The organism is Nostoc sp. DedQUE12b, assembly GCF_034530835.1.
Classification (GTDB): Bacteria; Cyanobacteriota; Cyanobacteriia; order Cyanobacteriales; family Nostocaceae; genus Nostoc.
The window spans coordinates 1-26,830 of the sequence record NZ_JAVRCI010000087.1 but is presented as its reverse complement, the minus strand read 5'-3'; the positions used below and the strand labels follow the sequence as shown (position 1 = coordinate 26,830).

Genomic DNA, 26,830 nt, shown 5'->3' with positions numbered 1-26,830 from the left:
GGCCCAGTTGTTACACCTTTGTGCATAGGCACTTGGGCTTGGGGTGATAAACTATTTTGGAATTATGGCAACGCCTACGGTCCAGAACAGTTACAAGAAGCCTTTACAGCAGCCTTAGAAGCTGGTATTACCTTCTTTGATACTGCCGAAATCTACGGAATGGGACTATCAGAGAAATTTTTAGGGCAATTTCTCCAACAGACGCAACAACCTGTACAAATCGCCACAAAATTTGGCCCCGTACCGTGGCGATTTACAGCCCAATCCGTCTCTGATGCTTTAACAGCAAGCCTCAAACGTTTACAACTTGAGCGAATCGCCCTGTACCAAGTGCATTGGCCTTTTGCCTTCTTTTTAAGCCAAGAAACTTTGATGAATGCCTTAGCGGATGAAGTGAAACGGGGCAGAATTGCCGCAGTTGGTGTAAGTAATTACTCAGCAGAGCAAATGCGAGACGCGCATCAAATATTGGCGGCGCGTGGAGTGCCTTTAGCCGTGAACCAAGTACGCTATTCTTTACTCACTCGGCAAATTGAAAGTAAGGGTATTCTAGCAACTGCCCGTGAGCTGGGTGTGACTATTTTGGCTTATAGTCCTTTAGCTCAGGGATTACTCACAGGTAAGTACAGTATTGATAGTACTGAAACCCCAACTGGTGCGAGAAAAATAGACCCACGATTTAAGAAAGAAGGTCTGCAAAAAATTGCCTCAGTTATATCTTTGCTACGCAACTTCGGGGAAAAATACGATCGCACCCCCGCCCAAGTTGCTCTTAACTGGTTAATTGCTCAGGGGAATGTTATTCCCATTGCTGGGGTGAAGACAGCCGAACAAGTACGGCAGAATGCTGGTGCTTTAGGCTGGAGATTGAGCGACGATGAAGTTGCAGAGTTAGAACTAGTTAGTCGTCCTTGGCTGTAGTATTTTTGAACTACTCAAACACAGGAGGCCAAATTTCTGACACTACTAGCTCCCAACCTGGTAATAAGTCTGGTAGTGTCAGTTTATCGTTATCCTGCAAAACTATTGGTTCTTGGTTGAGTCGATAAACTGTAAGCGTTAATTTGTCAGGATCAATCAGGATACCAACTGTAGATCCGAGTTGTAAAAATAGCTGAATCTTTTCTAGGAGTGGTTTGATCCGGTCTGACTTAGATTTTATCTCTACCATCAAGTCAGGTACGAGTTCTACAAAGTCGCGCTTGCTTGTTTTCAATCTATCAGCACGAACAAAAGACACATCGGGAGCGCGGAGATTTCGTTTTTCGTTATCAGCTTCTTTCCCGTTTTCAGTTTCTAAGGTAGGTAAAATAAAACCAGCGCTAGAACCAGTTACCCGTCCTAGCTTCTGTGGGCGCACCCAATTAGCCAGTTGCCGCGCAAACTCTATGCCTATTTCCTCTGACTCATAATCTGACGGCCCCATAAGAAATATATTTCCGTCTACTAGCTCCATCTGCCATTCTGGATGCTCTGCTTGTAGTTGCTCTAAGTCTGGGATAGTGAACATAAGACCACGAAGAATGCATCTTTAAATTTATCTTCCTACAAACTGGTAGAAAAAGTTACCCAAAAAGCCAAAAAGTCAAGAGCCAAAGTCAAAATCCTGACTCTTAACTCTCAACTCTCCAATTTTATATTTGGATTTTGGATTGAAGAAAAAATCTAAAATCCAAAATTGATTAACTTCTAACTGTTGACTAAGAAGCTGATTCTCTAGCTGTAGGTGAACCTATCTTTTTACTAGGGGATGCAGAAGAATCCTGCCCACTTGTCCGCAGTTTTGGCTTGGGAGAAGAATGTCTTTCTTCACCATTGTTGCTATCTGATTTCCACGCAGTACGGGGGCGATCGCTGGAAGATTCACGACGTTTACCGAGTCTTGGTTTGGGAGCGGAGGATTCCTCTTGGGGAATTTCTACGTCTGAACTCAACCAAGCGGGGCGAGTTTGATCGTAAGCGATTTGTAATGCAGCGGCGGCGATCGCTTGAGCATCGTATTCTTCAATCAATTCGCTGACAATTGGCAAGAATGAAGCCAAACGCTCACCTGTTAAAGCTTCCCGCACCTGTTCTTGCAATTTCAGGATGTGCCGCGCTTCAATCTGGGCGCGTGTTGGAATCGACAGCAATTGCCAACTTTGGCGATTATGACGTTCAAATGTTTGCTGTTTGCGCCGCTCAAATGGTTGTACTAAAGAAATTGCTGTTCCTTCTTTACCAGCACGACCAGTACGACCAATGCGATGGACGTAAGTTTCTACGCTATCGGGTAAGTCGAAGTTGATTACATGAGAGAGTTGATCGACATCTAAGCCTCGTGCTGCGATATCAGTTGCTACCACCCAACGCACTTGACGGTTACGGAATCGGCTTAATAAGCGTTCCCGCGCTTGTTGTGACAAGTCACCGTGGTATTCATCTACACTGTGACCAGCGCCTTGTAACTGACTGGTGAGTTCTGCGGCGGTGCGTCTGGTGCGAACAAAGATTAAAGCTGTTTCTGGATCTTCCATTTCCAGAATTGGCTGTAAAGCTTTGGCTTTTGTCCAATGGCGGGGGATCAAGTAAGCTACCTGATTAATCTTGTTGGGAGCGGCTTTTGGCTGCTCAACGGTGACAGTTGCAGGCGATCGCAAGAACTTATTCACCAACATCCGAATCGATGGTGGCATTGTTGCCGAAAATAAAGCTGTTTGGCGTTCTACGGGCGCTTGAGAGAGGATTTTGATTACATCATCAATAAAGCCCATGCTCAACATTTCATCAGCTTCATCCAATACAAACCACTTAACTTGATCCAGCTTTAAACAGCCGCGATCGAGCAAATCGATCACCCGTCCGGGAGTACCCACGACCATGTGAACGCCACGTTTGAGTTGTAACATTTGACGGTCAATTGATTGACCACCGTAGATTGCTAACACCCGCAATCCTTCATTGCCAATGAATTGCGCGATCGCATCGTGAACTTGCATTGCTAATTCACGAGTTGGTGTTAAAACTATTGCTTGTACGGCTCTTTGATTAATATCTAACCGCTCTAATATTGGCAGTGAGAATGCTGCCGTTTTGCCTGTTCCAGTTTGAGATTGACCTACCACATCACGACCAGCCAGCAATTGAGGAATTGCTTGCACTTGAATGTTAGTGGGTTCGGTAAAACCGATTTTTTCTAGTTGTTCGACACGTTCTTGGGAAATGCCTAATTCTTGGAATGAAAGAGTCATTAATTCGTCCTAAATTTTATGTAAGGATTTTTGGATTAGTCATTTAGTCATTAGTTATTAGTCATTTAGTCATTAGTCATTAGTCATTAGTTATTGGCTACTTAGTCACCAAGGGCGATAGCAAAGCCTCAACTCTTGGAGAAGGTATGCCCACGAGTGAGTCCCCGAACTTCAGGTAAACCCTCATGAAAACTGCCATTAATGCAGCGTTGATATTGGGATAAGGGTGAATCTGTAAGGGTCATTTAACAAAAGACAAAGGACAAAAGACAAAGGACAATTTAGTTATTGACTACTTGACCATAGAGGTCGTATGTATCAGCGTGGTGAATCGCTATTGGCACGATGGTTCCTAACTTTGCCTGGCCTTTGACATACACCAGACCATCAACCTCTGGGGAAAATCTACCTGAACGACCTATTAATTCACCACTTTCAGGATTTTCTTGCTCAATCAGGACATCGACGATTTTGCCTACTTCCTGCTGATTTTTCTTTTGGGAAATCGGTTGCTGGAGTTCCATCAGTTGGTATCGGCGATCGTCCATCACTGATTGGGGCAACTGATTTGGCAACTCATAAGCTGGAGTTCCTTCCTCAGAGGAAAAGGTGAAGACACCAACATGATCAAATTCATGCCGTTGAACAAACTCTAATAGATGCTCAAAATGCTCTTCAGTTTCTCCTGGGAAACCAACAATAAATGTTGTCCGCAATACGGCTGTTGGTAGCGCCGTTTTGATGCGATCTATAATCCCATCATTTACGCGCCCTTGCCAAGGGCGGTTCATGGCGCGGAGAATCTCTGGATGAGAATGCTGCAAGGGCAAATCCAGATAAGGCAGGACGTTGGGTGTTTCTTGGATGGCCGCTATCACATCTGGGGTCAGTCCCGTGGGATAAGCGTAGTGCATTCTGATCCACGGTATATCTACTTTCCCCAAAGCGCGAAGTAATTCGGCTAATTTTGGCTTACCGTAAATATCCAAACCGTAATTAGTGGTGATCTGGGAAATTAGAATAATTTCCTTTACCCCTTGTCTAACTAACTGCTCGGCTTCGGCGACTATAGATTCAATAGTACGCGATCGCTGGTTCCCTCGAAGATGAGGAATTATACAAAATGCACAACGATAATCACATCCTTCCGCAACTCGGAGGTAAGCAACGCCCTCCGTTGTCGTGCGATAGCGCGGTGTAGTTTCGTCGGCAATGTAGGTTGGCTCTAGACTAACCTGTTTGACCCGCTCGCCAAGTTCAACACGCTCAATTACATTTACAATTTTGTGATAATCGCCTGTACCCACAACGGCTACTGCTTCAGGCAACTCCTCCAAAAGTTGTTCTTGGAAGTGTTGCGCCATACAGCCAGTAATTACGATCTTTTTATTTGCCTCTGCCAGTTCTACCAAAGTTCTGACAGATTCTTGCCGGGCCGCTTCAATAAAACTACAAGTATTAACAATAACGTAATCTGCTAATTCTTCATTTGTATCTACACCGTAGCCTGCTTCTACCAGCATTCCCAGCATGTGTTCTGTATCAATTCGATTTTTCTCGCAGCCCAGGTGAGAAATGGCAATTGTTGGCTTGTCACCCATATTTTGAAAATATCTTCATTTTTTTTCTTGTAGTCAACATTCTGGCGCTAATTTCGCTTTTTTCTGATCGCTATCCTTCTAATAACAGTACGATGGCAGATTCTCACTGTCAGCAACTGCCCGTAGAGCTATGACCCTATCAATAATAAAAATAGAGGTCATGTTATGATATTTTTATCAATCTGTTCCCCAGGGTAAATTGAAGTGTCTTTGGGTACATTTGACACTTGTAATGTTTTTTAACAATTAGCCTATTGGTATTTTACATTACCATAGCGTGTGCGTTGTTAACCTACCCATCGGGAAGCCGCCCAAAGGGCTTGTTGTGAGAAGTCGCTACCCTCAGGGAAATCGACGAAAGCGACTACGCCTATAAAGCAGTAATGCTACCCTGGCGATTGGCAAGTCCTACGACAGTGCGCGGACAAGACGCCTAAACCACGGAAAGCTGCCTTGCGTCTAGTGAGTGGCAAACTCCTCTTGTAGCCAGGTTTTATCTTAACATATCTTATGGGAGGTTTGACGCCAATTTCCATCTGAGGAAAGAGGCAATAAACCGACTATCATAAAACACATTTGACTAGTTAATGAAAAGTCAAGAGTCAAGGGTCAAGAGGGGCCAGTCACGTGCGGGATTTTCCCCGTTGAAGAACCACCCTTATATAGAGGTTCCCGACCTTCAGGGGAGTGGTGTTGAACTGGCGTTCAATAGTCAAAAAATTCTGGACTCTGGACTGTGCGAGGCGGATTAAAGACGTGGACTTATATCAGATATTTAAAACTCGCTCACCAATTATTGGCGTAGTTCACCTGCTACCACTGCCTACCTCACCCCGTTGGGGAGGTAGCCTAAAAGCGGTGATTGACCGTGCCGAACAAGAAGCAGCAGCCTTAGCAAGTGGAGGAGTTGACGGTCTGATTGTCGAGAATTTTTTCGACGCGCCGTTTACCAAAAACCAAGTTGATCCGGTGGTTGTGAGTGCCATGACCATTGTGGTGCAGCGGATACAGAATTTGGTAACTTTGCCTGTAGGGTTAAATGTTTTGCGAAACGATGCCAAAAGTGCAATAGCGATCGCTAGCTGTGTGCAGGCACAATTTATCCGCGTTAACGTCCTCACAGGCGTGATGGCAACTGACCAAGGATTAATTGAGGGAGAAGCCCATCAACTACTCCGCTATCGACGGGAATTGGGCTGTGATGTTAAAATCCTGGCCGATGTGTTGGTGAAACACGCCCGTCCTTTGAGTTCTCCAAATCTCACAGTCGCCGTGAAAGACACCATTGAAAGGGGTTTAGCAGACGGAGTGATTTTATCGGGTTGGGCTACTGGTAGTCCTCCTAACTTAGAAGATTTGGAACTAGCTTGTGGCGCAGCAAATGGCACACCAGTGTTCATCGGGAGTGGGGCTAATTGGGAAAATATTGATACATTGATGCAAGCAGCAGATGGTGTCATAGTTTCCAGTTCCCTAAAACGTCATGGACGCATAGAACAACCAATTGACCCAATTCGCGTCAGTCAATTCGTAGAAGCTGCCCGTCGCAATTGGAACTCCAAAGGTGAAAGCAAATTAGCAGAACAAGTGAAGTTACATTCTTAATTGGGGAATGGGGCATGGGAAGAAATAATTATAATGCCCAATGTCCAATGCCCAATGACAGCAGTTGCTCCACTTGAGGAGACCCCAGACGCTCGCAGGCTCGCTAACGCTGCGCTATCGCCCTTGGCGTCTCCCCTTGGGAGAAGACCGTACTGCCTCCCCAATGCCCATTAACCAATAACAATTTATGATTCGCCGTCGTTCTACTCCTTGGATTCATAAATGGTCACGTCCATTGATTGCCGCGATCGCTGGATGTGGTGCCTTGATAACAGGTTATCTCACTATAGAAAAGTTAACCGGAGGCAGTGCCGCTTGTGTCGCACAGGCTGGTGCTAAGGGCTGTAATGATGTGCTTTCCAGTCCTTGGGCAACGGTTTTTGGACAGCCATTAGCTTTGTTTGGGTTTTTGGCATACACCAGTATGGTGATATTGGCTTTAGCTCCCTTGGTATTCAACTCAAAGGAAAACAATAACCGCAAACAATTGGAAAATTGGACGTGGTGGTTGCTGCTGGTAGGTGCGATCGCTATGTCTGTCTTTAGCGGCTACTTAATGTATGTGTTGACATCTCAAATCAAAGCTATTTGTCTTTACTGTATCGGTTCAGCTTTGTTCTCTGTGAGTCTTTTGATACTAACGATTATCGGTCGGACTTGGGAGGATATTGGACAAATCTTGTTTACCGCCCTGATTGTTGGGATGGTAACGCTGATTGGTACTTTAGGCGTCTATGCTGGCGTGAATCAATCAGATGTGACACCTGGAACTCCTGGACAACCCACTAAAATTACCTTTACTCCTAAGGAAAACCCCAACCCAGCGTTCGGTTGGGAAGTTACCACTACTTCTGGTGAGGCAGAAATAGCCTTAGCAAGCCATCTGGCAAAGGTAGGTGCAAAGGAATACAGTGCTTATTGGTGTCCTCACTGTCATGAACAAAAGCTGCTTTTTGGTAAAGAAGCTGAGGAAATAATCAATAATGGTATTAAGGTAGAGTGCGCCCCCGATGGACTCAAAGCTCAACCAGAACTCTGTAAAGCTGCAAAAATTGAAGGTTTCCCCACTTGGATCGTTAATGGTAAAAGCTATAGCGGAGTCCAAAACTTAGAGGAATTAGCGAAAGTTTCTGGTTACACAGGGCCTAGGAACTTCAAGTATTTCAAGTAAATTGACCTTCAGTAGTTCACACCCCATAGTCAACTGGATGAATACAGTAAAATCTGTTTCCAGTTGGCTTTTTTGTTTTTGCTAACAGATAATAGGTCTTATTCAATACCCAATTACTGATTTTCCTGCGGCTTTTATCTACAAATACTTAAGCTCAAGGAAATTGGCTAAGTACATTTATTTTTAGAAATGTATATTTTAATTTATTTTTATAACACTTGAGAGCCACTTTGGGATGTAATCATGTCAGGCTCAAACCGAGAGGTGTGGCTGTTGAAGGTTAACGTAATTCTCCGTAAAATACTTAATTGATCGCAAATGTGAGTTTAATTGAGTAGGCTCTAATAGAGAATGCTTTGAGAGTTAAATTTACTGAACTCACTTTCAACAATATTTATTAATCTGTGCTGATAGCTACAAGGGTACCAATTGCCTTTTAGTCAGATAATTGACCTCAATATATGGTAATACATCACAAATACCACAGTGTCTTAAAGAACCTTGCTGAGTTGAAAAAATTTTTAGAAACTCTATTTAGCTCCTACTTGAGCTATGTTAGTCCGATAGTTAATAGCTATAGGTAATAGAGAATATTTCTGCCTACTAGGTAATGGGAATGAATCAGCAGCTAGGCAAGCGTTTTGTGAAGTTAACCTTTGGACTGAAACAATCGCTTAGTCGAGGACACAGAGAATTGATTACTGCGGCCAGCGTTGCAGTCTGCGTCCTGCTTTTGCACTCCATTGGATTATTGCAATCTTTGGAGTTGGCGGCTTTGGATCAATTTTTTCGTTTACGTCCAAATGAACCGCCAGAAGACCGGATTACGATCGTAGTGATTGATGAGGCTTATTTAAACGAAGTACGTTCGTGGCCAATTCCAGATGCGAAGATTGCCCAGTTGTTGCAAAAATTAAATGTCCACAAACCCCGTGCAATTGGCTTAGATATCTACAGAAATTTACCAGTAGAGCCTGGTAATCAAGAACTACGTAATGCTTATAAGTCAACAACCAACTTAATTGGTATTGAACTACTAGCAAATGACAAAAACAAAAACTTTAGTGTTTCGCCTCCACTGGGACTAGATCGGGATCAAGTGGGCTTTAATAACGTGCTGTACGATCTTGATGGTAAAGTGCGTCGCAGTTTGTTGTATTGGCACGTTAAAAGTGAAGTACACGAAAGTTTTGCCCTGAAGTTGGCTTTATTGTATTTAAAATCAAAAGGAATTACTCCTACCAAAGCCAAAAGCAACCCTGAGTATTTGCAATTGGGTAAGGCAGCATTTACTCGTTTTGAAGCTAATGATGGTGCTTATGTGGGAGCTGATGATAGAGGCTACCAAATTTTGAGCAATTTTCCTAAACCCAAATGTCAAAGTTCCTCTGGAGAATTTTGTAGTTTTCGCCAGGTCTCGATAAGAGATGTACTGGCAGATAAAGTCAAAGCAAATTTAATCAAAGATCGGATTATACTTATTGGCTCCACTGCACCGAGTCTTCCAGATTTTGTATTTATTCCCTACTCCAGCAGTGTTATGAGTACGGCAAAGCCTATACCTGGTATTCAATTGCAGGCTTATTTTATTAGTGAGTTAATCTCTGCTGCTGTTGATGGAAGACCATTACTCAAAGTTTGGCCTGACTGGGTGGAATACTTGTGGGCTTTTGTTTGGTCTTATCTGGGAGCTGTAACGATATGGCGGATACGACACGCAACTAGGAGTCTCTTCTGTATACTAGTTTCTTGCTTTGTATTGACCGTGAGTGCATACCTTGCTTTCTTGTACGGTTGGTGGATACCACTCATTCCCTCACTGGTTTGCTTTGGGACTTCAGCTATTTGGATGACTAGTCATATTGCTCACATGCAGGAAGAGTGGAAACGTTCCAAAGAATTTTTGAATCACGTTATCAACACGATCCCCGATCCAATTTTTGTGAAAAATGAACAACACCAGTGGATTGTTTTAAATGAGGCGTATTGTCGATTTATCGGTTATCCAAATAAGTTATTAATTGAAAAGTCAGACTATGACTTTTTCCCAAAACATGAAGCTGATGTATTTCGACAACAGGACGATCTTGTTTTTCGGACTCAGCAACCCCAAGAACATGAAGAAGAATTTACAAATGCTGATGGACAGACTCATCAAATTGCCACTAAGCGATCGCTCCACAAAGACTCAGCTGGCAATTTCTTTTTAGTTGGTGTCATCCGAGATATTACTCAGCGCAAGCTGATGGAAGAACAGCTTAAGCGTACTGCTAATGAACTATCCCGCTCTAACAATGAATTAAAACTCAAAGAAGACCACTTACGTTATTTAGCGTATCATGACCCCCTCACCGGTTTATCCAATCGCAAATTTTTTGCCGAACAACTTTACGAGTCTTTACATTGGGCGCAACACAATAACTTGTTGCTGGGACTACTGTTTATCGATCTAGATGGCTTTAAGCAAGTCAATGATACTTTGGGACACGAGACGGGCGATCGCTTGCTAATGACTATTGCTGGAAGACTCAGCAACTCTCTACGCGCTAGTGATACAGTTTCTCGTTTGGGTGGCGATGAATTTACTGTGATTTTACGCGCAATACCTAATGTCCAAATAGCTGCTAAAGTCGCTGAAAAAATTTTAAGCAGTATTACCAAGCCAATTGTTTTGGACGGCTATACAATCCGAGTCTCTGCGAGTATTGGCATTAGTGTTTACCCATATAACAGTCAAGACAGTGAAACTTTGATGAAACAAGCTGATACAGCAATGTACCGTGCCAAGCGCCTGGGTAAAAATCGCTACGAGTTTGCTTAATTAGTTAATAGTCAAGTCTCCAGTTTTTTTCACTAAAGTTACAATTTTTACCTTCAAATTAGGAATTTAGACCAGAGACATGTCTAAGGCACTATTTTGAAAAATATTGCTTATATACTGCAAGGAAAATTTTTAGCCAAGATATTTACCCAGCAAGGATTTTTGGCTTAAAGACTAAACTTCATAACTGATGTCATCAAGCAATTAGCGATCAGAAATAATTAGAAAAATAATTTTTAGCGTAATTTAAATTACGCTAAAAATTATACTTGTACTTATTCGCTTATTACGCTGTTTAATAGTTTTAAAAATCCTTATAACACGATAAATATGTTGTTGTATCTTTACAGACCTTTAATCATCAAGTCTAAACTATACAATTAAATAAGTATTATCTTACATTTTTGTGAACTACTGATTTAGTAAACATAGTGTTTATACTTAGAAACATTAAGATATTATTAATAAAGAGTGAATTGAGCAAAATGCTCACAGTAAATCATTGACATATCTAACCTGAGACTGATGTAAAAAGCGTTTATTAAGAATACCACTTAAGTATAAAGACTATTTAATATCGGCAAATGAAGGTTAATAAACAAGCAGATACCATAATGATTTGTACACTACCAGCAATAATTTCATAAAATTAAAATACTTTTTTAAAAAATTCAGTAAATATACGGTAGAAAATAAAAATACCTTTTGAAAGAAAAAATTAGTAAATTTACTTAAATATATGAAGACTAACTTTCGAATCACAAAGTTTATGATATTCCTCATAGGAGCTTACATACTGATCCCAAAAATTGCCGCTTGCACAGGTATATTCAGTACTGCAAGTGCTAATTCTTTTGGTCCTAGTAGTAACACCTTAATCGCCCACGAGGTCAATTCTCAAAATTTAAAAGACATATACATTCCACCAAATTATGGTGGTCCCGACAGTCATAATGGTAGCGGCACACGCTGATGGCAATTTTAGATTTTAGATTGTGGTAGAGCAGCACGATGAGATAGCTACCGTCTTGGACACCACATTTTTTACTTGGCGGCTCATTGCAAGATGTTGTGGTTAGGGTTGCGAAAACCGTCAGGCTCTTTAAGGTAGTTGATTTAAGACAAGAGTGGAGATTTCCACCAATGATTTGTTTGTATAAGTGTGTGAACTTGCCAATTTGAGTCTGGTTGAGGATAATCTAAACGGAAGTGTCCGCCTCGGCTTTCGGTTCTAAAAGCAGCACTTTTGAGAATTAAATCAGCTACATCTAATAAATTGCGGGTTTCTGCCCAAAGTCCCAATTGCCGTTCAACATCTGGTAGGTCAAAACTAGCGGGTTCTACTGGACGTAAAGCAAGCAAAAATTGAGTTAAAGGCAAGGCAGCGAAATCTTGTTGCCAAGATTCAATAGTAGCGATCGCACTTTCCAGCCTTGATTGCTCCCGGCAAATACCAGCACTTTCCCACACTAGACGCGGTAACTTCTCCCTGAGTGTTTCTAGCTGTGCTTGTTGGATGTGCCACTCACTAGCATCAAGACAAAATTTCCGTGACGGCAGCACTGGTGTTTCTGAGGACAGCCCAATATTTTCTAACTTAATATTAGCCATCTGGGCCCCAAACACAATACATTCCAACAGGGAATTACTGGCAAGGCGATTGGCCCCATGCACTCCAGTACTAGCGGTTTCACCCACTGCGTATAAACCGGGGATATTCGTGCGATTCATTAGATCCGCAACAATTCCACCCATCCAATAATGGGCGGCTGGCGCTACAGGAATTGGTTCGTGGAAGACATCAACGCCCCAATGCTGACAAACTTTGATGATATTGGGAAAGCGGTGACGAATCTTGTCGGCGGGAATGGGGCGCATATCCAACCAGACATGAGCAGTAGCCAAATCAAGGGCGGTACGTTGTAAATGGCTAAAAATTGCTCTACTGACCACATCTCTAGGTGCAAGTTCACCCGCAGGGTGGTAGTCAAAGGCAAAACGTCGTCCTTCATTATCGATGAGATGTGCCCCCTCGCCGCGTACAGCTTCGCTGATCAAGAAGCGATCAGCACCAGGTTTAGTGAGGGCAGTGGGGTGAAATTGGACAAATTCTAAATCGCGGAGGATAGCTCCAGCCCTAGCTGCGATCGCTACTCCATCACCTGTACTCACACCTGGATTAGTGGTTTGGGCAAATACCTGACCGCCACCGCCAGTTGCCAATACCACAGCACCAGCTCTTAGCCAGGTGATTTTTCCTTGATAAAACAGGCTAATTCCCTGACAGCAACCAGTTTCAGGTTCAATCCACAAATTTAAAGCCAAAGCTTGCTGAATAACTTGAATATTTTGGCGACGTAATACTTGGGCGGTGAGGGTGGTAGTAACTTCCCTCCCTGTAGTATCCGCAGCATGGAGAACACGGCGGCGAGAATGGGCGGCTTCCAAAGTTAAAGCTAAGGCTTGACCATGACGGTCAAAAGCTACTCCCAAGTTAACTAGGGATTGAATACAGCTAGGCGCGTGTTGGGCGAGAAATTCGACAGCGGTGCGATCGCATAAACCTGCACCCGCCTGGATCGTATCTTCAATGTGCAGCGTGGGAGAATCTTCTGGGGCGATCGCTGCGGCAATACCACCTTGTGCCCAATCGCTGGCGGATAATGCAACGGTTTCTTTGGTAATCAAACCGACTCGCAAGGATTCTGGCAGACACAGAGCTGTGTATAGTCCAGCGGCACCAGCGCCGACTACTAAAACATCAAATTGGCTGGGAATATCTATCTGAGACAAGGTATATGGAGAAGTTAGGAGTTAGAAGTGAGGAGTGAGGAGTTAGAAGTGAGGAGTTTTGAATTTTTAACTCATAACTCATAACTCCTAACTCATAACTCATAACTCATATCATCTGCCACTCCCTAGAATCAGGAGTGGGCTGCTATTTGCTACATTAACTGCAATTTAGTTATCTGTAGATACCGTTGTTAAACCGATCGTCTCCCTCGATGAAGGCAGATTCTGGTTCTGTCACGGTGAAGTGATCGAAGTTAGCTTGCAGGGTTTGTTTTTGGCGATCGCTCAATCCTCCAATATTCAATACATCATCTACGCTTTGGTAGGGAGCATTTTTGATGATGAGCTTCGCAAGGGTGGGATAAAGGCCTGGATATTGTTGAAAAGCTCGGACGTTGGTATTATTCAAATCAATTTTTTTACCAAATTCCGTTGCTAGCTTCCTGTCTGCGCTATTTTGCCGCTCAATTGCCAGAACTGGGACTTGGGGAAAAGCAAAACTGTTGAAACTAGCAGCTTGGGCTATCTGAGTTGTTCCCAACCATCCCCAGCAACTAAGTAACAAGCTAAACACTGTTAATAAACGCGCCAATCCTTTCACGATTTTTCTACCTCTTTCCATCAAACAGAAATAAAAGTTTTAAGCTAACAACAGTTATTAGTCATTAGTCATTAGTCATTGGTCATTGGTCATTTGTAAAGGACAACTGACAAAGGACAAAGGACAACTGACAAAGGACAAAGGACAAAAGCTGATAGCTTAGTCAACACAGCAGTCATCAGAAACTAATATACAGCGTATTAATATCCACAATATTTACCGTTACTGGGTTTGACTATACTTTTGCCACAAATTTTCATGGTGGAAAGAGTGCCTGCATGGCTGCAATAGCCTTACATCGACGATTCCAGCAGCATTCTCTGCTTGACGAAATCTTTTTGGGGTGGCTGATTCTACCTCTAAAGCAGACACAAAACTGCACGATGTCTAAGATCGAAAACCTTGCCAAAAAAGACTTGATGCCGATCGATTTTATGTAATATTTCTTAACTAATTAATCATCTACAGCATCATTTTTGATGTGCCGTAGATTGGGCTGGGAAAAGTTTCAGTAAGAGAAGCCCACACGCTCATTGCAACATATAGTGTCTCCTATCTTCTTCACGCTGCGATCGCAGCTAACAAAAATAGGCTATCTACCAAAATTGTGCTTAAAACTGCGCCACCAAAGGCATACCAGTGTCTTTGATTTCGACCTAAAGCTGAAATTCCTACTGTTAATAGCACTACGGCGAGAAGTATCGCCCAAGTTTGCCCCCAAGGTGCTTGTACTTGTATGAGAGCATTTTGTAAAATTTGTGGTACTACATCTGCATCTACTCTCATGATTTGCCGCCAATAGGGCATCAAATCTACTATATAAAAATATACATCTGTTAAAACTGTACCGAGTAAAGAACCTAAATAAAACCAGTTACCTACCTTGCCCCAATTCTTTGCCAGACACCAGCAAGCAAACGGTAAGCCGATAAATTCCACAGGCAGATGCCATAAAGGTTCCCAACGTAACCAGCCCCAGTAAATCGCTCCTGCTAACCAACTCCAGCTAAACCCTAAAAGCAAATCCCCCCAGACGTAAGTTGCAGGGCGTGACATTAAGGCAAAACTTAGCCATACCCAAAATCCTGTCAGCGCTAAACTCAGAATTGGTAGCGATCGCACTATTGGCGCTTCTACAAATACTGGGACTGTTACTAAAAACACCGCCGCCGCAAACACTAACCAAGTTTGTCGGACATAAGTAGATAAGGGTAAAGAGGGAGAAAGGGAGAGTGTAGATTCCAATTGCTGAATACTCTTCAGGCCAGTATCAGCTAAATCCAACTTGGTATCAATAGAAGGGGTAGAAGCGCTGTAGGAAGACAGTGTATTATTAATCAAAGTTTTTAATATTTGTTACTAAACTTTATTTTATTTAAGATATCACATTTTCAAATCCCCCCCTGGGGCATTGTAATTATACTGAAATTTCCACTAGCGCTGGTGCAAACCAAACAAAACATTCTGCGCCAGACGAATCCATTAAAGTTCCACTATGTACAGAACTCCTTTGTAGTTCCTTGTAAATGAGGGACTACAGAAAGGTGGAAAGTCAGCTGCTATAAGTCTGCTAAATATTAAAATTTAATGAATTTTTCAAATTGCGTTGACTTATTGAGGTGGGTGTAAGAACATAGTCAGCGTCTTCGATGATGTTTTTGATCGGTAAAATTGAGTTTTCTACAAGATTGGGTGCAATAGAGAGTATATAAAGCAACATCATCAGCTAAAAAATGTTCATCACGATCTCTATAACACGAAAAAGGTATTAATTGTATATGGAGTTTATTCAAGCTTTTATTTTAGGTATTGTTCAAGGTATTACAGAGTTTTTGCCAATCAGTAGCACCGCACACCTTCTGATTGTGACAAAGCTATTTGGTTGGAAAGAACTAGGTTCTAAAGATTTTGTTGACGCAATTCAATTTGGCAGTGTTATAGCAATTGTGGGGTATTTTTGGTCGCTGATTTATAGTATTGTCAAAGGTGGAATCGAAGCACTAAAAGCCAAAGACTGGGAACGCGAAGAATGGAAGATTCTTGTTGGTATTGCAGTCGGAACACTGCCTGCTTTAATTTTTGGCTTCCTTTTAAAAGATATTTTACCTGAGAGTGCATTAATTATTGGCATCATGTCAATTATTATGGCACTTTTACTAGCTCTAGCAGAAAAAATTGGCACTCGTAAGCGCGGTTTTGAGTCATTGCAGATTCGGGATGGTATTTTGGTTGGATTGGGACAAACACTTGCTTTGATTCCGGGTGTTTCTCGTTCTGGCTCGACGTTAACGACAGCCTTATTTTTGGGATTAGAACGCGATACAGCAGCGAAATTCTCATTTTTGTTAGGGTTTCCAACTCTTACCATTGCGACGCTGTATAAAAGCCTGAAAATCTTCAAGTTGTTTCAAGACCACCAGTTGCCAGATAACATTGTTGGACTGTTAATTATAGGAATTATTTCAACCTTTATTTTTTCCTACCTATCAATTGCATTCTTGATCAAATACTTAGCAACCAAAAACACTTTGATTTTCGTATGGTATAGATTAGCATTTGGTAGTGCGATCTTACTAGCGATCGCAGCAGGTTGGAAAGGATAATAGTAATTAGTCATTTGTCATTTGTCCTTTGTCCAAAGCAAATGACTATAGCGAGCGCTCGTTTGTATGTAATACAACCTAACCTCACTTCTATTCCTCTTTTCTTGTAGGAGAGAGGCTTTGAATTTTACTCCCCAACACTATTAGGGAAAGCGCTGGGGGTTAGGTCTGTATTAGACTCAACTGAGAGACGCTATAATGCCCAATACCCCTCAATAGTTCCCAGTTATGAGTGCTGAGTTCTGAGTAAAGAAGTGAGATTCTCTACTCAGCACTCAGCACTCAGCACTCAGCACTGTTTTGCCCAACGCCCTATGCACCATGACTACCATTCATCCTGCCCGAATTACCAAGGTTCTTCCAGACTCAATAGCCGCAGAGATTGGTTTTGAAGCTGGGGATGCGATCGTTGCAATCAATGGTACACGTCCCCGCGACTTAATTGATTATCAGTTTTTGTGTGCTGATGAAGTCTTGGAATTAGAAGTTTTAGACGCTGCTGGTAAAACTCATAGCCTGGAAATCGAAAAAGATTACGACCAAGACTTGGGGCTAGAATTTGAAACTGCCCTATTTGATGGCTTGATTCAGTGTAATAACCGCTGTCCATTTTGCTTTATCGACCAACAGCCGCCAGGAAAGCGCACTAGCTTGTACTTTAAAGACGACGATTACCGCTTAAGCTTTTTGTACGGCTCTTATCTTACCCTGACCAATTTGCCAGAAAGAGAATGGCAGCGGATTGAACAAATGCGCTTATCTCCGTTGTATGTTTCTGTTCATGCTACGGAGCCGGAAGTTAGAATTAGACTCTTGAAAAATCCCCGTGCGGGACAAATCTTGCAACAACTCAAGTGGTTTCAAGAAAGACGGCTACAAATTCATGCTCAAGTAGTTGTTTGTCCTGGTATAAATGATGGCGAACACCTGGAGCAAACCCTAAAAAACTTAGCATCTTTTCATACTGGTGAAGTGCCTACTGTGGCATCGGTGGCAGTTGTGCCAGTCGGATTGACAAGGTTTCGTCCTCCAGAAGACGAACTCATACCCGTAACCAGAGAAAAAGCGAAAGAAGTAATTTCTCAAGTGCGAATACTCTCGCAACAATTTCGCCAAAAGTTTTCCTCTAACGTCGCTTGGTTAGCTGATGAGTGGTTTTTGATTGCTGGTGAAGAATTACCGAGCGAATCTGAATATGAAGAGTATCCCCAAATTGATAATGGTGTTGGTTCAATTCAGTTGTTTATCAAGCAATTTGCAGCCGCGGCAACAGAATTACTACCGCCAAAAGTCTATCCTCAGAGGACATTAACTTGGATAGTAGGCAACGCAGTAGAAAAAGCCTTTGAACCTATCTTGAAACGGTTAAATTCTGTTGAAGGATTAAAAGTAAATATGCGTGCTTTATGTAGTGATTATTGGGGACAGAGTATCACTGTCACGGGATTACTAACGGGTCATGATTTGCTGTTGAATTTACAAGGGCAAGATTTGGGAGACGGAATTTTACTGCCAAATGTAATGCTTAAACATGGTGTATTAATATTTTTAGATGATATGAGTATTGAAGAACTAGCCTGTAAATTGGAGACAAAAATTTTACCAGTAGGAGGAGTTGAAGATTTAATTAAAACCTGTATTATTTAAGCAGAAAATTTGTCTTTTTAGATATGATAAAATGCGTTTCTACATCTTGATATTGAGCTTATCTGAACTGGATTGACTTTTACATTTGGGTGGTTATAATTGCGAATACTGAAATTATTGTCTTCTCCCTATCTAAAAGTTTCTAGACAAACTCATGAGAAATTATTGTTAGTTTAATGTTGGCGCTCGTCAAGAATACTAATTAGAGGTTGTTTGAAAAGTAGTTAGCTGTAATTGTAGGCACTTATTGATCCCCCCTAACCCCCCTTAAAAAGCAGGGCTGATTCATTCCATTTCAAACAGGATTTGTCAAGATGGTTAGCAAGAAAATTGTAAGTAAGCGTGACGAAGAGATGAATATTTAAGCACTGAAATATCAGTAAAATAGTTGGTTTCATCGGCACGCTAGTAACAAAATAACTAATTTTTAATTGCTAGAAACCTTGATTTTTAAAGCTCTTTGGGGAATGAAACAGCCCTGCCTTAAAAAGGGGGTAACCGGAATTAAAGCCCCCCAATTTGTCGGGGAATTTAGGGGATCTAAAACCTTTTACTACCAACAAGAGGACTTTTAAAACATCCTTTTAGACTTATTGCACAAATACAAAATTTGCCTTCATGCGCAACCCCTTCTCCCCAAATTGTGAGAAGTGGAGCCGAGCTAATTTCAAAGTCCCTCTTCCAAGCTTGGGAGAGGGATTTAGGGTGAGGGCTTTAAGATGCGCTAGTATTACTTTTTTAACTCACAAAACTCTGAAAAACAGATAATTAGAATAAGAGTGGCATTTTTTCTTTTAGGTTTAAGTGAAAACTCTCTGCAATTGCCCAAAAGCCTATTGGAATTGGTAAACACAAAACTTTCTAAAAAGCTAGTCACCAATGGAATGAAATTCACAATGTAATAGCTAAGAATTTCTATAGAATCGCCTGGGTAATTTGAGTATCCATCTTGGCATTTTTTAGTCCTTTTGATAGGCTAGATTGATGAAAGTCATTTACTAACTACTTCTACGAAAAGCTTATAGAAATCTACTTGATTTTTGAAAAGCCAAAGATTAGCTTTGCTTAATCCGAGTGAGAATATCAGTAAACTTACTAGGATAAAGCTAGAGTCCTATATTGTGTACTAATGAATTCTGACTAATAACTAAATTAATAATGAAATGAGGAGTCACTGCTGGTGAAGTATAAGGAAAACCAAAAAGATATAAGTTTAAAAATTAAAAAAGCTAGAAGATTATTTATTTTAAGTTGTGAAATTGTAGTTTTAAATTTTTTGAGTATTTTACCAGTAACGGCAGCGACTGAAGAACCCGTATTGAGCGTAGTGTATGGACAAGAAAATGCAAATCAATGGAAAGGGATAAGCGATCGCTTACAGACAATAGGGGTGAAATATTGTGTAATTTCCCTAAATGATGTCAAGAATGGGGCAGATTGGGGCGATCGCCGGGTATTATTTTTGCCAAACGTCGAGACATTAACACCAACTCAAGCGATCGCCCTAGAAGAATGGATGAGTAAGGGAGGGCGTTTGATTGCTAGTGGACCTGTAGGTAGTTTGTCATCCCCAGGAGTACGGCAATTATTGCGATCGCTCTTGGGAGGTTATTGGGGATTCAGCCTTAATGATACAGAACAGATTCAAGCTGCAAAAACCAAGATCCCAGAATGGGCAAATCAAACTGGACTCTTCGGGAAAGTGCGTGGCGGTGTTGTGATTCCTAACAATATGAGTGCTGAATCTCCTGCTGTTTGGAATTCCAAAGATAATCCGGCCGCAGTAGTGACAACTGAGCGTTCCACCTTTTTGGGCTGGCGCTGGGGAACAGACACAGCCTCAGCAGCCGAGTTAGATAATGCCTGGTTAAAAACTACTCTCAATCGCTATTTGACAGCACTAGCGCCATCAAATCGTACCAAAAAAATAGCGGGAGGTTCTCAAAGCTGCTCTACGACTGTGGCGGCTGTGCCCTCAGCTCAGGGGGGCAGAGGGGTAGGGGAGCAGAGGAGCAGAGGGGCAGAGGGGCAGAGGGGCGGTTCATCTCTCTCATCTCCTGGTAAAACTGCGGCTGCTCCCATACCTAAACCGCTGCCTGTAGTCAAACCCCCAAGTTCTCAGGAGGCTATTGACCAATTAGAACAAGCGGTACGTTTGGATGTTGCACCCAACTCCAATGAGCCGATTGATCGCAACCAAGCGATCGCTCTCCAGCAAGAGCTAGAAAATCTGATTGGTCGAGTGGAAAGCGCTCATTTAGCGGTATTAGCTGATGCAGCTAATGTTGGCGAAACAATATCTGGGGAAAAACAGTTTAATAGGCATTTAAACACTCCCCAGTCTGTCAAAGAACAGCCAATACAATTAGCCTCAACCAAACTGGGGGCGCTAGCCATAAGTAAAGACCAAGCTTTAGCACAAGCAAGGCTAATTGCCAAAAATTTACCCCAATTGATTGCTCAAAAAAACTATGCTTTGGCTCGTCAGCAGTGGCTGCTCGCTAAAACGACTTTGTGGCAGCAATTTCCTGTCGATCGGAAACTAGCTCAACCAGAAATTCGCGCAGTTTGGTTAGATCGGGGGACGATTGTTCGCGCTGGTAGTAAGGCAGGACTGGCACAGATTTTTGATCGCCTCGCTCAAGCCGGGATTAATACTGTCTTTTTTGAAACTGTTAACGCTGGCTATACAATTTATCCCAGCCAAGTCGCAAAAGAGCAAAACCCATTAATTCGTGGGTGGAACCCACTGGAAGAAGCGGTGAAACTAGCCCATGAGCGAGACATGGAATTACACGCTTGGGTGTGGACTTTTGCTGCTGGCAATCAACGTCATAATGAAATTCTTAACCTTAATCCTAATTATCCAGGGCCAGTACTGGCGGCTCATCCTGATTGGGCAAACTACGATAACCTGGGCAACATGATTCCCGTTGGCCAGGGCAAGCCATTCTTCGATCCAGCCAACCCCGAAGTGCGGCAATACTTGCTCAAGCTGTATGAGGAAATTGTTACTAAATATAACGTAGATGGTCTACAACTAGACTACATTCGCTATCCTTTCCAAGACCCATCAGCAGGTCGAACTTATGGCTATGGGAAAGCTGCAAGAGCGCAATTTCAGAAACTTACTGGTGTAGATCCAGTGAATATCTCTCCTAGCCAAGCAGATTTGTGGCGAAAATGGACAAAATTTCGCACCGAGCAAGTTGATAGCTTTGTTGCCCAAGTATCACAGCAATTGCGACAAAAGCAACCGAATTTGATTTTGTCGGTTGCAGTATTTCCTTTGCCGGAACTAGAACGGATTCAGAAAATTCAACAAAATTGGGAAACTTGGGCAAGGCAGGGGGATGTCGATTTAATTGTTCCCATGACTTATGCTCTGGATACTTCTCGGTTTCAAAGACTGGCCCAACCCTGGATTGCCTCTAAACAATTGGGAGCTACCTTATTAGTGCCGGGAATTCGCTTACTTTCTTTGCCAACAATTGGGGCATTCGATCAACTCCAGTTGGTAAGGGACTTGCCAGTTAGTGGTTATGCACTATTTGCCGCAGAAAATTTTAGCAACGATCTCCAAAAAATCTTTAGTAGCACCCAAGGTAGGATTCAATCCACAACAAGTGAACCGATTCCTCACCGCCAGCCTTTTCAAACTGCCGCCATTCGTTATACTGCGCTACAACGGGAATGGAAATTCGTTTTCCAAAATGACCAACGACAAAGGCCATCTCAGAAAATTTCAGATTTTAACAACCAGGCAGAAGTTTTACGCAGTGCTTTAAATCAGCTTGCCGCTTCACCTTCTACTAGTAAGTTACTCGTAGCAAGAGCATCTCTAACCCGCTTCCAGTCTCAATTTCGGGTATTGATGAGCCAAGAAATTAAGTCGAATTCCTATCAAGTCAAAGTTTGGGAAAATCGGCTCGTAACTATAGAAAGGCTATTACATTATGGCGAACGGCGGGTGCAGTTGCGTCCTTTGTGAAGAGGCAGGCGGAAAGCAGGGCATTGGTGTTAACTTAACGTGAAAGCCTTATAATCACCTGATATTAAGTCCACTCGTTTATCATCTTCTCCATGCCTAATGGTCAATACCCAACTAGCTGTATATAAGCTAGTTTGTAATTCTTAACACACTTTTTGTAGTGTTTGTATCCCAAATATTACTACTTTTTTATCGTCAAAATATTGGAAAATACTCAGATAACTGACTTTAGATAACTAGGGTTTGCTGATAGCTATCGTTAAAATCTATGCAGGCTTTACCTCAGATCGCCGAGCTACAAAGCTTAGAGTTAAGAATTGGCTGTTTGCCGCTAAAGGTTGTATTAAAAATATCACTATTAGAGTAGATGCCATTTCTACAATGGGCTATGCTTACGCACTGATATAGCACGGCGTAATATCTTGTTTTTTCATCTTCGCAGCTAGTAGGATACTTCACCAAGCATGATATGGTACTGTTTGTAGCTTCTGGAACTAGCTTGAAAACAGCCAATACTTTTGAAGTTATGCATACCTTAGTCATGACATTGAACGTGTCAAAATTTTCGGAGGTAGTCTCAGTGTTATCACTGTTGCTCCAGCAGCAGTTGGAACTACTGCTAGTTGTAAGTAAGCAAGGTAATATTACTCCTGAAAGTATCTGTATCTGTCAAGCGATGGCACAAAAAACAGAGAAAAGTAGAGGTAATGCTAGTATTGGTTTTTTTGAGGTAGAACATCAGATTTTCATTGAGAGGCAATTGCTCAAGCCCCAATGGTTACTAGCACACGCTATAGTACGTAAAGCTACGAGCAGCAAATACACTCATCGGTGCTTGATTTTTTTCACCCGTCTATATAAATTTGTAACCTGGTGCATTGATGAAAACTGCTCGCACACATTTTGACTAACTTCTTTTTAAATGCGATTAAATATTTCTCAGATGATGGCATTTTCAAGTTTAATTTACTTAGTCAAAATAGACAAACTGTATTTGAAATTAAAAATTTATAAATTGTTATTTTTCAAGGAGACATAGTATATTTTTTAACCCATTTTATCATCTTATAAATAGTGTTAATATATTAGTTGCTGCATGAAAGATGGCAATTGTAGAAAGTGTGTAAATATCTCCAACTAAAATATTTATTACAATTATAATGACATTTTTCATAAATATTGCTGTATGTGCAATTAAATAAAAAAATATAAATAAGAGGTAACTTATGCCAAAAATCTTAATAATAGAAGATGAAGAAGCAGTCCGTGAAAACATTTTAGATTTGCTAGAAGCTGAGAATTTTGAAACTATTGCTGCGGCTAATGGCAGAATCGGGATACATTTGGCTATCTCCGAAATTCCTGATTTAATTCTTTGTGATATGATGATGCCAGAAATTGACGGTTATGGCGTGCTAACAGCATTACGTCAAGATCCATCAACGGCAACAATTCCCTTCATCTTTCTCACTGCCAAATCTTCTAAATCTGACTTTCGTCAAGGTATGGATATGGGTGCAGATGACTATATAACTAAGCCATTTACTCGATCTGAGTTATTAAGTGCCATCATGAACAGATTGGAAAAATACGCTACTTTAAAAAGGTATTTATCTCCTCAGACTGTCATTAATAACTTGTCTCCAAAAATGCAGTTGTTAGAAATTAGCTTACACCAAGCTATAAAACAACATAATTTTCAAGAATTTGAAATTTATTATCAACCAATAGTCGATATTGTATCTGGGAAAATAGTAGGTGCCGAAAGTTTATTGCGCTGGCAAAGCCCAGAACTAGGAATGATTTATCCAACAGAATTTATTCCGTTAGCAGAGTCTACAGGTTTAATTGTTCCGATTGGTAAATGGGTATTAAAAAGGGTATGCAAACAAATTAAAAGCTGGCATGAGGCTGGAATTAATTCTTTGATGGTTGCTGTAAATCTGTCAGCAATTGAATTTAATCAGCCAGATTTCATTCATAATGTAGTTAATTTTATATCTGTCAATAATTTAGAACCACATGACCTAGAAATAGAACTCACTGAAAGTATGATTATGCAAGATGTAAATAGTGCGATCGCTACTATGAGTAAATTGCAATCTTTGGGTGTAAAAATTGCGATCGATGATTTTGGTACGGGTTACTCTTCTTTGATTTATCTAAAAAACTTACCAATCAATACATTAAAAATAGACCGTTATTTTATCCATAATGTTGGTAAAGATTCGCAAAAGTCAGCCATCGCTAAGGCATTAATTCAGATGGCTCATAATCTTAATCTAGATGTAGTGGCTGAAGGTGTAGAGACAGAAGCAGAACTAGGTTTTTTACGTCAACACAAATGTAATTCTATGCAAGGTTTTCTATTTAGCCGTCCCTTACCAGCAGCAGAATTTGAAAAATTTTTTTTTCACTAACAAATGTTTATATGTGTAAATATTGGGCATTGGGCATTGATAATAGAATTTAGTCACTAGTGCTTTATTTTTGAATTGTTAATAGGTTGACTAACTAAGAAAAATCAAACTTTTGACTGGCGACAATCATTAAGCCTCAAGTTTAGAGTAGGAACATTGTGTATACTGTCTACCACCATGAAAGTTCCTGCGCGTTTTTTGCTGCCAGTTTTTTTAATGACTTTGGCAGCAGCCTGTAACCAGACTCGCGCTAACTCAGATAATTCTACACCTCAAAAATCTGTACCCTCTACCCAACTAACACAGAATCCTACACAGCCAAAAAATATTGTCCGTACTGAAGCACTTTCACCTACACCCATCCGAATCAATCTGAAGAATTTACCAGCACCCTTTGCAACAGAAAGTGCTTCCAAGCGGCCTGAAGTTGTGCCCATTCCACAAAATCCGGTGCTGCGCGTACCACAAGGCTTCACAGTAAACGTCTTTGCTGAAGGTTTAGATGCCCCACGCTGGCTAGCTTTAACCCCCAGCGGTGATGTCTTAGTGACTGAAACCGGGCAAAATCGCATTCGTCTGTTGCGTGACAGCAATGGGGATGGTGTAGCTGATGTTCGAGAAACCTTTGCCAGTGGGGAAAACGGACTCAATAGACCGTTTGGAATGGCTTTTACAGATAATTCCTTTTTTCTGGGAAACACAGATGCTGTGGTGCGTTTTCCCTATACTCAAAATCAAAACAAGATTACAGGTAAGGGGGAAAAAATTGCCGACTTGCCCGCTCAAGGTTATAACAATCATTGGACGCGCAATGTTGTTGTCGCACCCGATCGCAATAAATTATATATTTCAGTTGGATCGGGAACCAATGTAGACGAGGAACCCCTGCCACGGGCTTCGATACAGGTGATGAATTTAGATGGTTCCCAGCAGCAAACTTTCGCTTCCGGCTTGCGTAACCCTGTTGGTTTAGACTTTCATCCTGTAACTAAGGAACTTTATACCACTGTCAACGAACGGGATGGAATTGGTGATGATTTGGTGCCAGACTATCTGACACGCGTTAAACAGGGGGCATTTTACGGCTGGCCCTATGCTTATCTAACACCAAACAACCTCGATCCGCGGCAAAAGACTGATGACAAAAGTAAACGTCCTGATTTAGTAGCCCGTACTCAAACGCCGGATGTACTGTTTCAGGCGCACTCCGCAGCATTGGGTTTGCAGTTTTATGATGGTAAAACGTTTCCCAAAAAATACCAGAACGGTGCTTTTGCGGCTTTTCGTGGTTCTTGGAACCGCGATCGCGGCACTGGTTATAAAATTGTATTTGTTCCCTTCGATGCTAAGGGGCGATCGCTTGGCTACTACGAAGATTTTCTCACAGGATTTTTGCTAAATCCTTCTGTACCAACCACTTGGGGACGGCCTGTAGGTTTACTCGTATTGCCAGATGGCAGTTTACTACTAACAGAAGAAGCTAATAATCGAATTTATCGGATTCAGTATACGGGTGGTTAAGCCAATTCACGCATTCAAACATTTAGAAATTTACGGATAGGATCTGTTGCCTAAAGTAAAGTTAGAGCAGTTGTCATCAATAAATACGTTGTGACTGCATCTCCCTACCCAGGTTTATCTCGTTTACGGTAAATTACTGATAAATACTAATACTTATCTGGTTGAGAAATGAATTATGACTCCCAATGAAAATAATACTCAGTCAAATATCAACGAATTGTCTCCACATTCAGGTACACGATATTGGGGTGAGGTAGAGGTAATCGAGGAGGGAAAAACCTATAGAATTAGTCGTGTGGAAATCAAGCCCAGGCACGGCATCAAACCACAAATTCATTATCACCGGAATGAACATTGGGTTGTAGTTTCCGGTGTGGCAAAGGTGACTTGTGGCGATTCTGAAATATTACTGAATCGAAACGAATCAACTTATGTCCCCGCAGCAACTCTACATAAGGTAGAAAATCCTGGGCATATTCCCCTAGTTATTCTAGAAATTCAAAATGGTGAATATTTGGGTGAGGATGATACTGAGCGCCCTTATGACTTAAATTTGGTCAAACCTGTAGCTGAAGGACAGTAAAGGCAGGGGAGCAGGGGAGCAGGGGAGCAAGGGGACAAAAGAAAACTCTTAACTCTAGCCCTTTCAAGGTGGTGAAATTTGGAACGAAGATTGGTTATTTCAACTTTCAGAAAGCCCAAAATCTGAGTGGAGGATTCAAGATGGTAGCGCTGAAACAACTTATGTTCATTTGTCACCTTGAAAGGGCTACTCCTAACTCCTAACTCCTAACTCCTAACTCCTAACTCCTAACTCCTAACTCCT

At 41.7% G+C, this 26,830-nt stretch carries 18 protein-coding genes; 12 read left to right on the top strand and 6 right to left on the bottom strand.

Features of this window, described 5'->3' with window-relative positions:
* A partial coding sequence (locus RMY16_RS27980; RefSeq protein ID WP_322739100.1) for an aldo/keto reductase occupies nucleotides 1-921 on the top strand: 921 nt, incomplete at its 5' end.
* 10 nt (nucleotides 922-931) lie between these two features.
* On the opposite strand, the gene RMY16_RS27975 is transcribed toward RMY16_RS27980, so the two are convergent.
* The 3 genes from RMY16_RS27975 to rimO all read right to left on the bottom strand — a co-directional run bounded on the left by RMY16_RS27975 (nucleotide 932) and on the right by rimO (nucleotide 4,831).
* Nucleotides 932-1,510, bottom strand: coding sequence for a Uma2 family endonuclease (locus RMY16_RS27975; RefSeq protein WP_322739099.1), 579 nt, complete (start codon nucleotides 1,508-1,510; stop codon nucleotides 932-934).
* 190 nt (nucleotides 1,511-1,700) lie between these two features.
* Nucleotides 1,701-3,230 (bottom strand): DEAD/DEAH box helicase, encoded by a 1,530-nt coding sequence (locus RMY16_RS27970; RefSeq protein ID WP_322739098.1) that lies wholly within the window; start codon nucleotides 3,228-3,230, stop codon nucleotides 1,701-1,703.
* 281 nt (nucleotides 3,231-3,511) lie between these two features.
* Complete coding sequence (rimO, locus tag RMY16_RS27965) at nucleotides 3,512-4,831, bottom strand: 30S ribosomal protein S12 methylthiotransferase RimO (RefSeq protein ID WP_322739097.1); 1,320 nt, start codon at nucleotides 4,829-4,831, stop codon at nucleotides 3,512-3,514.
* Nucleotides 4,832-5,587: 756 nt separating this feature from the next.
* Between rimO and btpA the strand changes: the two genes are divergently transcribed.
* From btpA to RMY16_RS27950, 3 genes are all read left to right on the top strand, one after another.
* Complete coding sequence (btpA, locus tag RMY16_RS27960; protein ID WP_322739096.1) at nucleotides 5,588-6,436, top strand: photosystem I biogenesis protein BtpA; 849 nt, start codon at nucleotides 5,588-5,590, stop codon at nucleotides 6,434-6,436.
* Nucleotides 6,437-6,623: 187 nt separating this feature from the next.
* Nucleotides 6,624-7,607, top strand: coding sequence for a vitamin K epoxide reductase family protein (locus RMY16_RS27955; RefSeq protein ID WP_322739095.1), 984 nt, complete (start codon nucleotides 6,624-6,626; stop codon nucleotides 7,605-7,607).
* 616 nt (nucleotides 7,608-8,223) lie between these two features.
* Nucleotides 8,224-10,428 (top strand): CHASE2 domain-containing protein, encoded by a 2,205-nt coding sequence (locus RMY16_RS27950; RefSeq protein WP_322739094.1) that lies wholly within the window; start codon nucleotides 8,224-8,226, stop codon nucleotides 10,426-10,428.
* A gap of 1,116 nt (nucleotides 10,429-11,544) precedes the next feature.
* Here RMY16_RS27950 and nadB read toward each other — a convergent pair.
* Nucleotides 11,545-13,221: an L-aspartate oxidase gene (gene nadB / locus RMY16_RS27945; protein WP_322739093.1), complete on the bottom strand. Its 1,677-nt coding sequence runs from the start codon at nucleotides 13,219-13,221 to the stop codon at nucleotides 11,545-11,547.
* Nucleotides 13,222-13,393: 172 nt separating this feature from the next.
* Nucleotides 13,394-13,822, bottom strand: coding sequence for a photosystem II complex extrinsic protein PsbU (gene psbU / locus RMY16_RS27940; RefSeq protein ID WP_322710183.1), 429 nt, complete (start codon nucleotides 13,820-13,822; stop codon nucleotides 13,394-13,396).
* Nucleotides 13,823-14,100: 278 nt separating this feature from the next.
* Between psbU and RMY16_RS27935 the strand changes: the two genes are divergently transcribed.
* Nucleotides 14,101-14,262, top strand: coding sequence for a hypothetical protein (locus RMY16_RS27935; protein ID WP_322739092.1), 162 nt, complete (start codon nucleotides 14,101-14,103; stop codon nucleotides 14,260-14,262).
* Nucleotides 14,263-14,383: 121 nt separating this feature from the next.
* Here RMY16_RS27935 and RMY16_RS27930 read toward each other — a convergent pair whose 3' ends face one another.
* Nucleotides 14,384-15,163 (bottom strand): DUF3120 domain-containing protein, encoded by a 780-nt coding sequence (locus RMY16_RS27930; RefSeq protein ID WP_322739091.1) that lies wholly within the window; start codon nucleotides 15,161-15,163, stop codon nucleotides 14,384-14,386.
* Between the two features lie 437 nt (nucleotides 15,164-15,600).
* Between RMY16_RS27930 and RMY16_RS27925 the strand changes: the two genes are divergently transcribed.
* The 7 genes from RMY16_RS27925 to RMY16_RS27895 all read left to right on the top strand — a co-directional run bounded on the left by RMY16_RS27925 (nucleotide 15,601) and on the right by RMY16_RS27895 (nucleotide 26,587).
* Nucleotides 15,601-16,425, top strand: a complete 825-nt coding sequence (locus RMY16_RS27925; RefSeq protein WP_322665270.1) for an undecaprenyl-diphosphate phosphatase — start codon at nucleotides 15,601-15,603, stop codon at nucleotides 16,423-16,425.
* Nucleotides 16,426-16,746: 321 nt separating this feature from the next.
* Nucleotides 16,747-18,072, top strand: a complete 1,326-nt coding sequence (locus tag RMY16_RS27920; protein WP_322739090.1) for a TIGR03279 family radical SAM protein — start codon at nucleotides 16,747-16,749, stop codon at nucleotides 18,070-18,072.
* A 1,180-nt stretch (nucleotides 18,073-19,252) separates the two neighbouring features.
* Entirely contained in the window at nucleotides 19,253-22,063 is a 2,811-nt protein-coding gene (locus RMY16_RS27915) for a glycoside hydrolase family 10 protein (RefSeq protein WP_416211712.1), read from the top strand.
* Between the two features lie 469 nt (nucleotides 22,064-22,532).
* Nucleotides 22,533-22,970, top strand: a complete 438-nt coding sequence (locus RMY16_RS27910) for a hypothetical protein (protein WP_322739089.1) — start codon at nucleotides 22,533-22,535, stop codon at nucleotides 22,968-22,970.
* A 319-nt stretch (nucleotides 22,971-23,289) separates the two neighbouring features.
* Nucleotides 23,290-24,483: an EAL domain-containing response regulator gene (locus tag RMY16_RS27905; RefSeq protein ID WP_322739088.1), complete on the top strand. Its 1,194-nt coding sequence runs from the start codon at nucleotides 23,290-23,292 to the stop codon at nucleotides 24,481-24,483.
* 177 nt (nucleotides 24,484-24,660) lie between these two features.
* A complete protein-coding gene (locus RMY16_RS27900; protein ID WP_322739087.1) occupies nucleotides 24,661-26,004 on the top strand; it encodes a sorbosone dehydrogenase family protein in 1,344 nt (447 codons plus the stop codon).
* 175 nt (nucleotides 26,005-26,179) lie between these two features.
* Nucleotides 26,180-26,587 (top strand): phosphomannose isomerase type II C-terminal cupin domain, encoded by a 408-nt coding sequence (locus RMY16_RS27895; RefSeq protein ID WP_322665282.1) that lies wholly within the window; start codon nucleotides 26,180-26,182, stop codon nucleotides 26,585-26,587.
* Nucleotides 26,588-26,830 lie beyond the last annotated feature (243 nt).

What these genes read in the sequence shown, in the direction of transcription:
- RMY16_RS27970 (WP_322739098.1), bottom strand. Translation starts at nt 3,230, where the DNA reads ATGACTCTTTCATTCCAAGAATTAGGCATTTCCCAAGAACGTGTCGAA.
- RMY16_RS27950 (WP_322739094.1), top strand. Translation starts at nt 8,224, where the DNA reads ATGAATCAGCAGCTAGGCAAGCGTTTTGTGAAGTTAACCTTTGGACTG.
- RMY16_RS27905 (WP_322739088.1), top strand. Translation starts at nt 23,290, where the DNA reads ATGCCAAAAATCTTAATAATAGAAGATGAAGAAGCAGTCCGTGAAAAC.
- rimO (WP_322739097.1), bottom strand. Translation starts at nt 4,831, where the DNA reads ATGGGTGACAAGCCAACAATTGCCATTTCTCACCTGGGCTGCGAGAAA.
- RMY16_RS27955 (WP_322739095.1), top strand. Translation starts at nt 6,624, where the DNA reads ATGATTCGCCGTCGTTCTACTCCTTGGATTCATAAATGGTCACGTCCA.
- RMY16_RS27925 (WP_322665270.1), top strand. Translation starts at nt 15,601, where the DNA reads ATGGAGTTTATTCAAGCTTTTATTTTAGGTATTGTTCAAGGTATTACA.
- RMY16_RS27935 (WP_322739092.1), top strand. Translation starts at nt 14,101, where the DNA reads ATGGCTGCAATAGCCTTACATCGACGATTCCAGCAGCATTCTCTGCTT.
- RMY16_RS27895 (WP_322665282.1), top strand. Translation starts at nt 26,180, where the DNA reads ATGACTCCCAATGAAAATAATACTCAGTCAAATATCAACGAATTGTCT.
- RMY16_RS27900 (WP_322739087.1), top strand. Translation starts at nt 24,661, where the DNA reads ATGAAAGTTCCTGCGCGTTTTTTGCTGCCAGTTTTTTTAATGACTTTG.
- RMY16_RS27975 (WP_322739099.1), bottom strand. Translation starts at nt 1,510, where the DNA reads ATGTTCACTATCCCAGACTTAGAGCAACTACAAGCAGAGCATCCAGAA.
- RMY16_RS27920 (WP_322739090.1), top strand. Translation starts at nt 16,747, where the DNA reads ATGACTACCATTCATCCTGCCCGAATTACCAAGGTTCTTCCAGACTCA.
- RMY16_RS27910 (WP_322739089.1), top strand. Translation starts at nt 22,533, where the DNA reads ATGGTACTGTTTGTAGCTTCTGGAACTAGCTTGAAAACAGCCAATACT.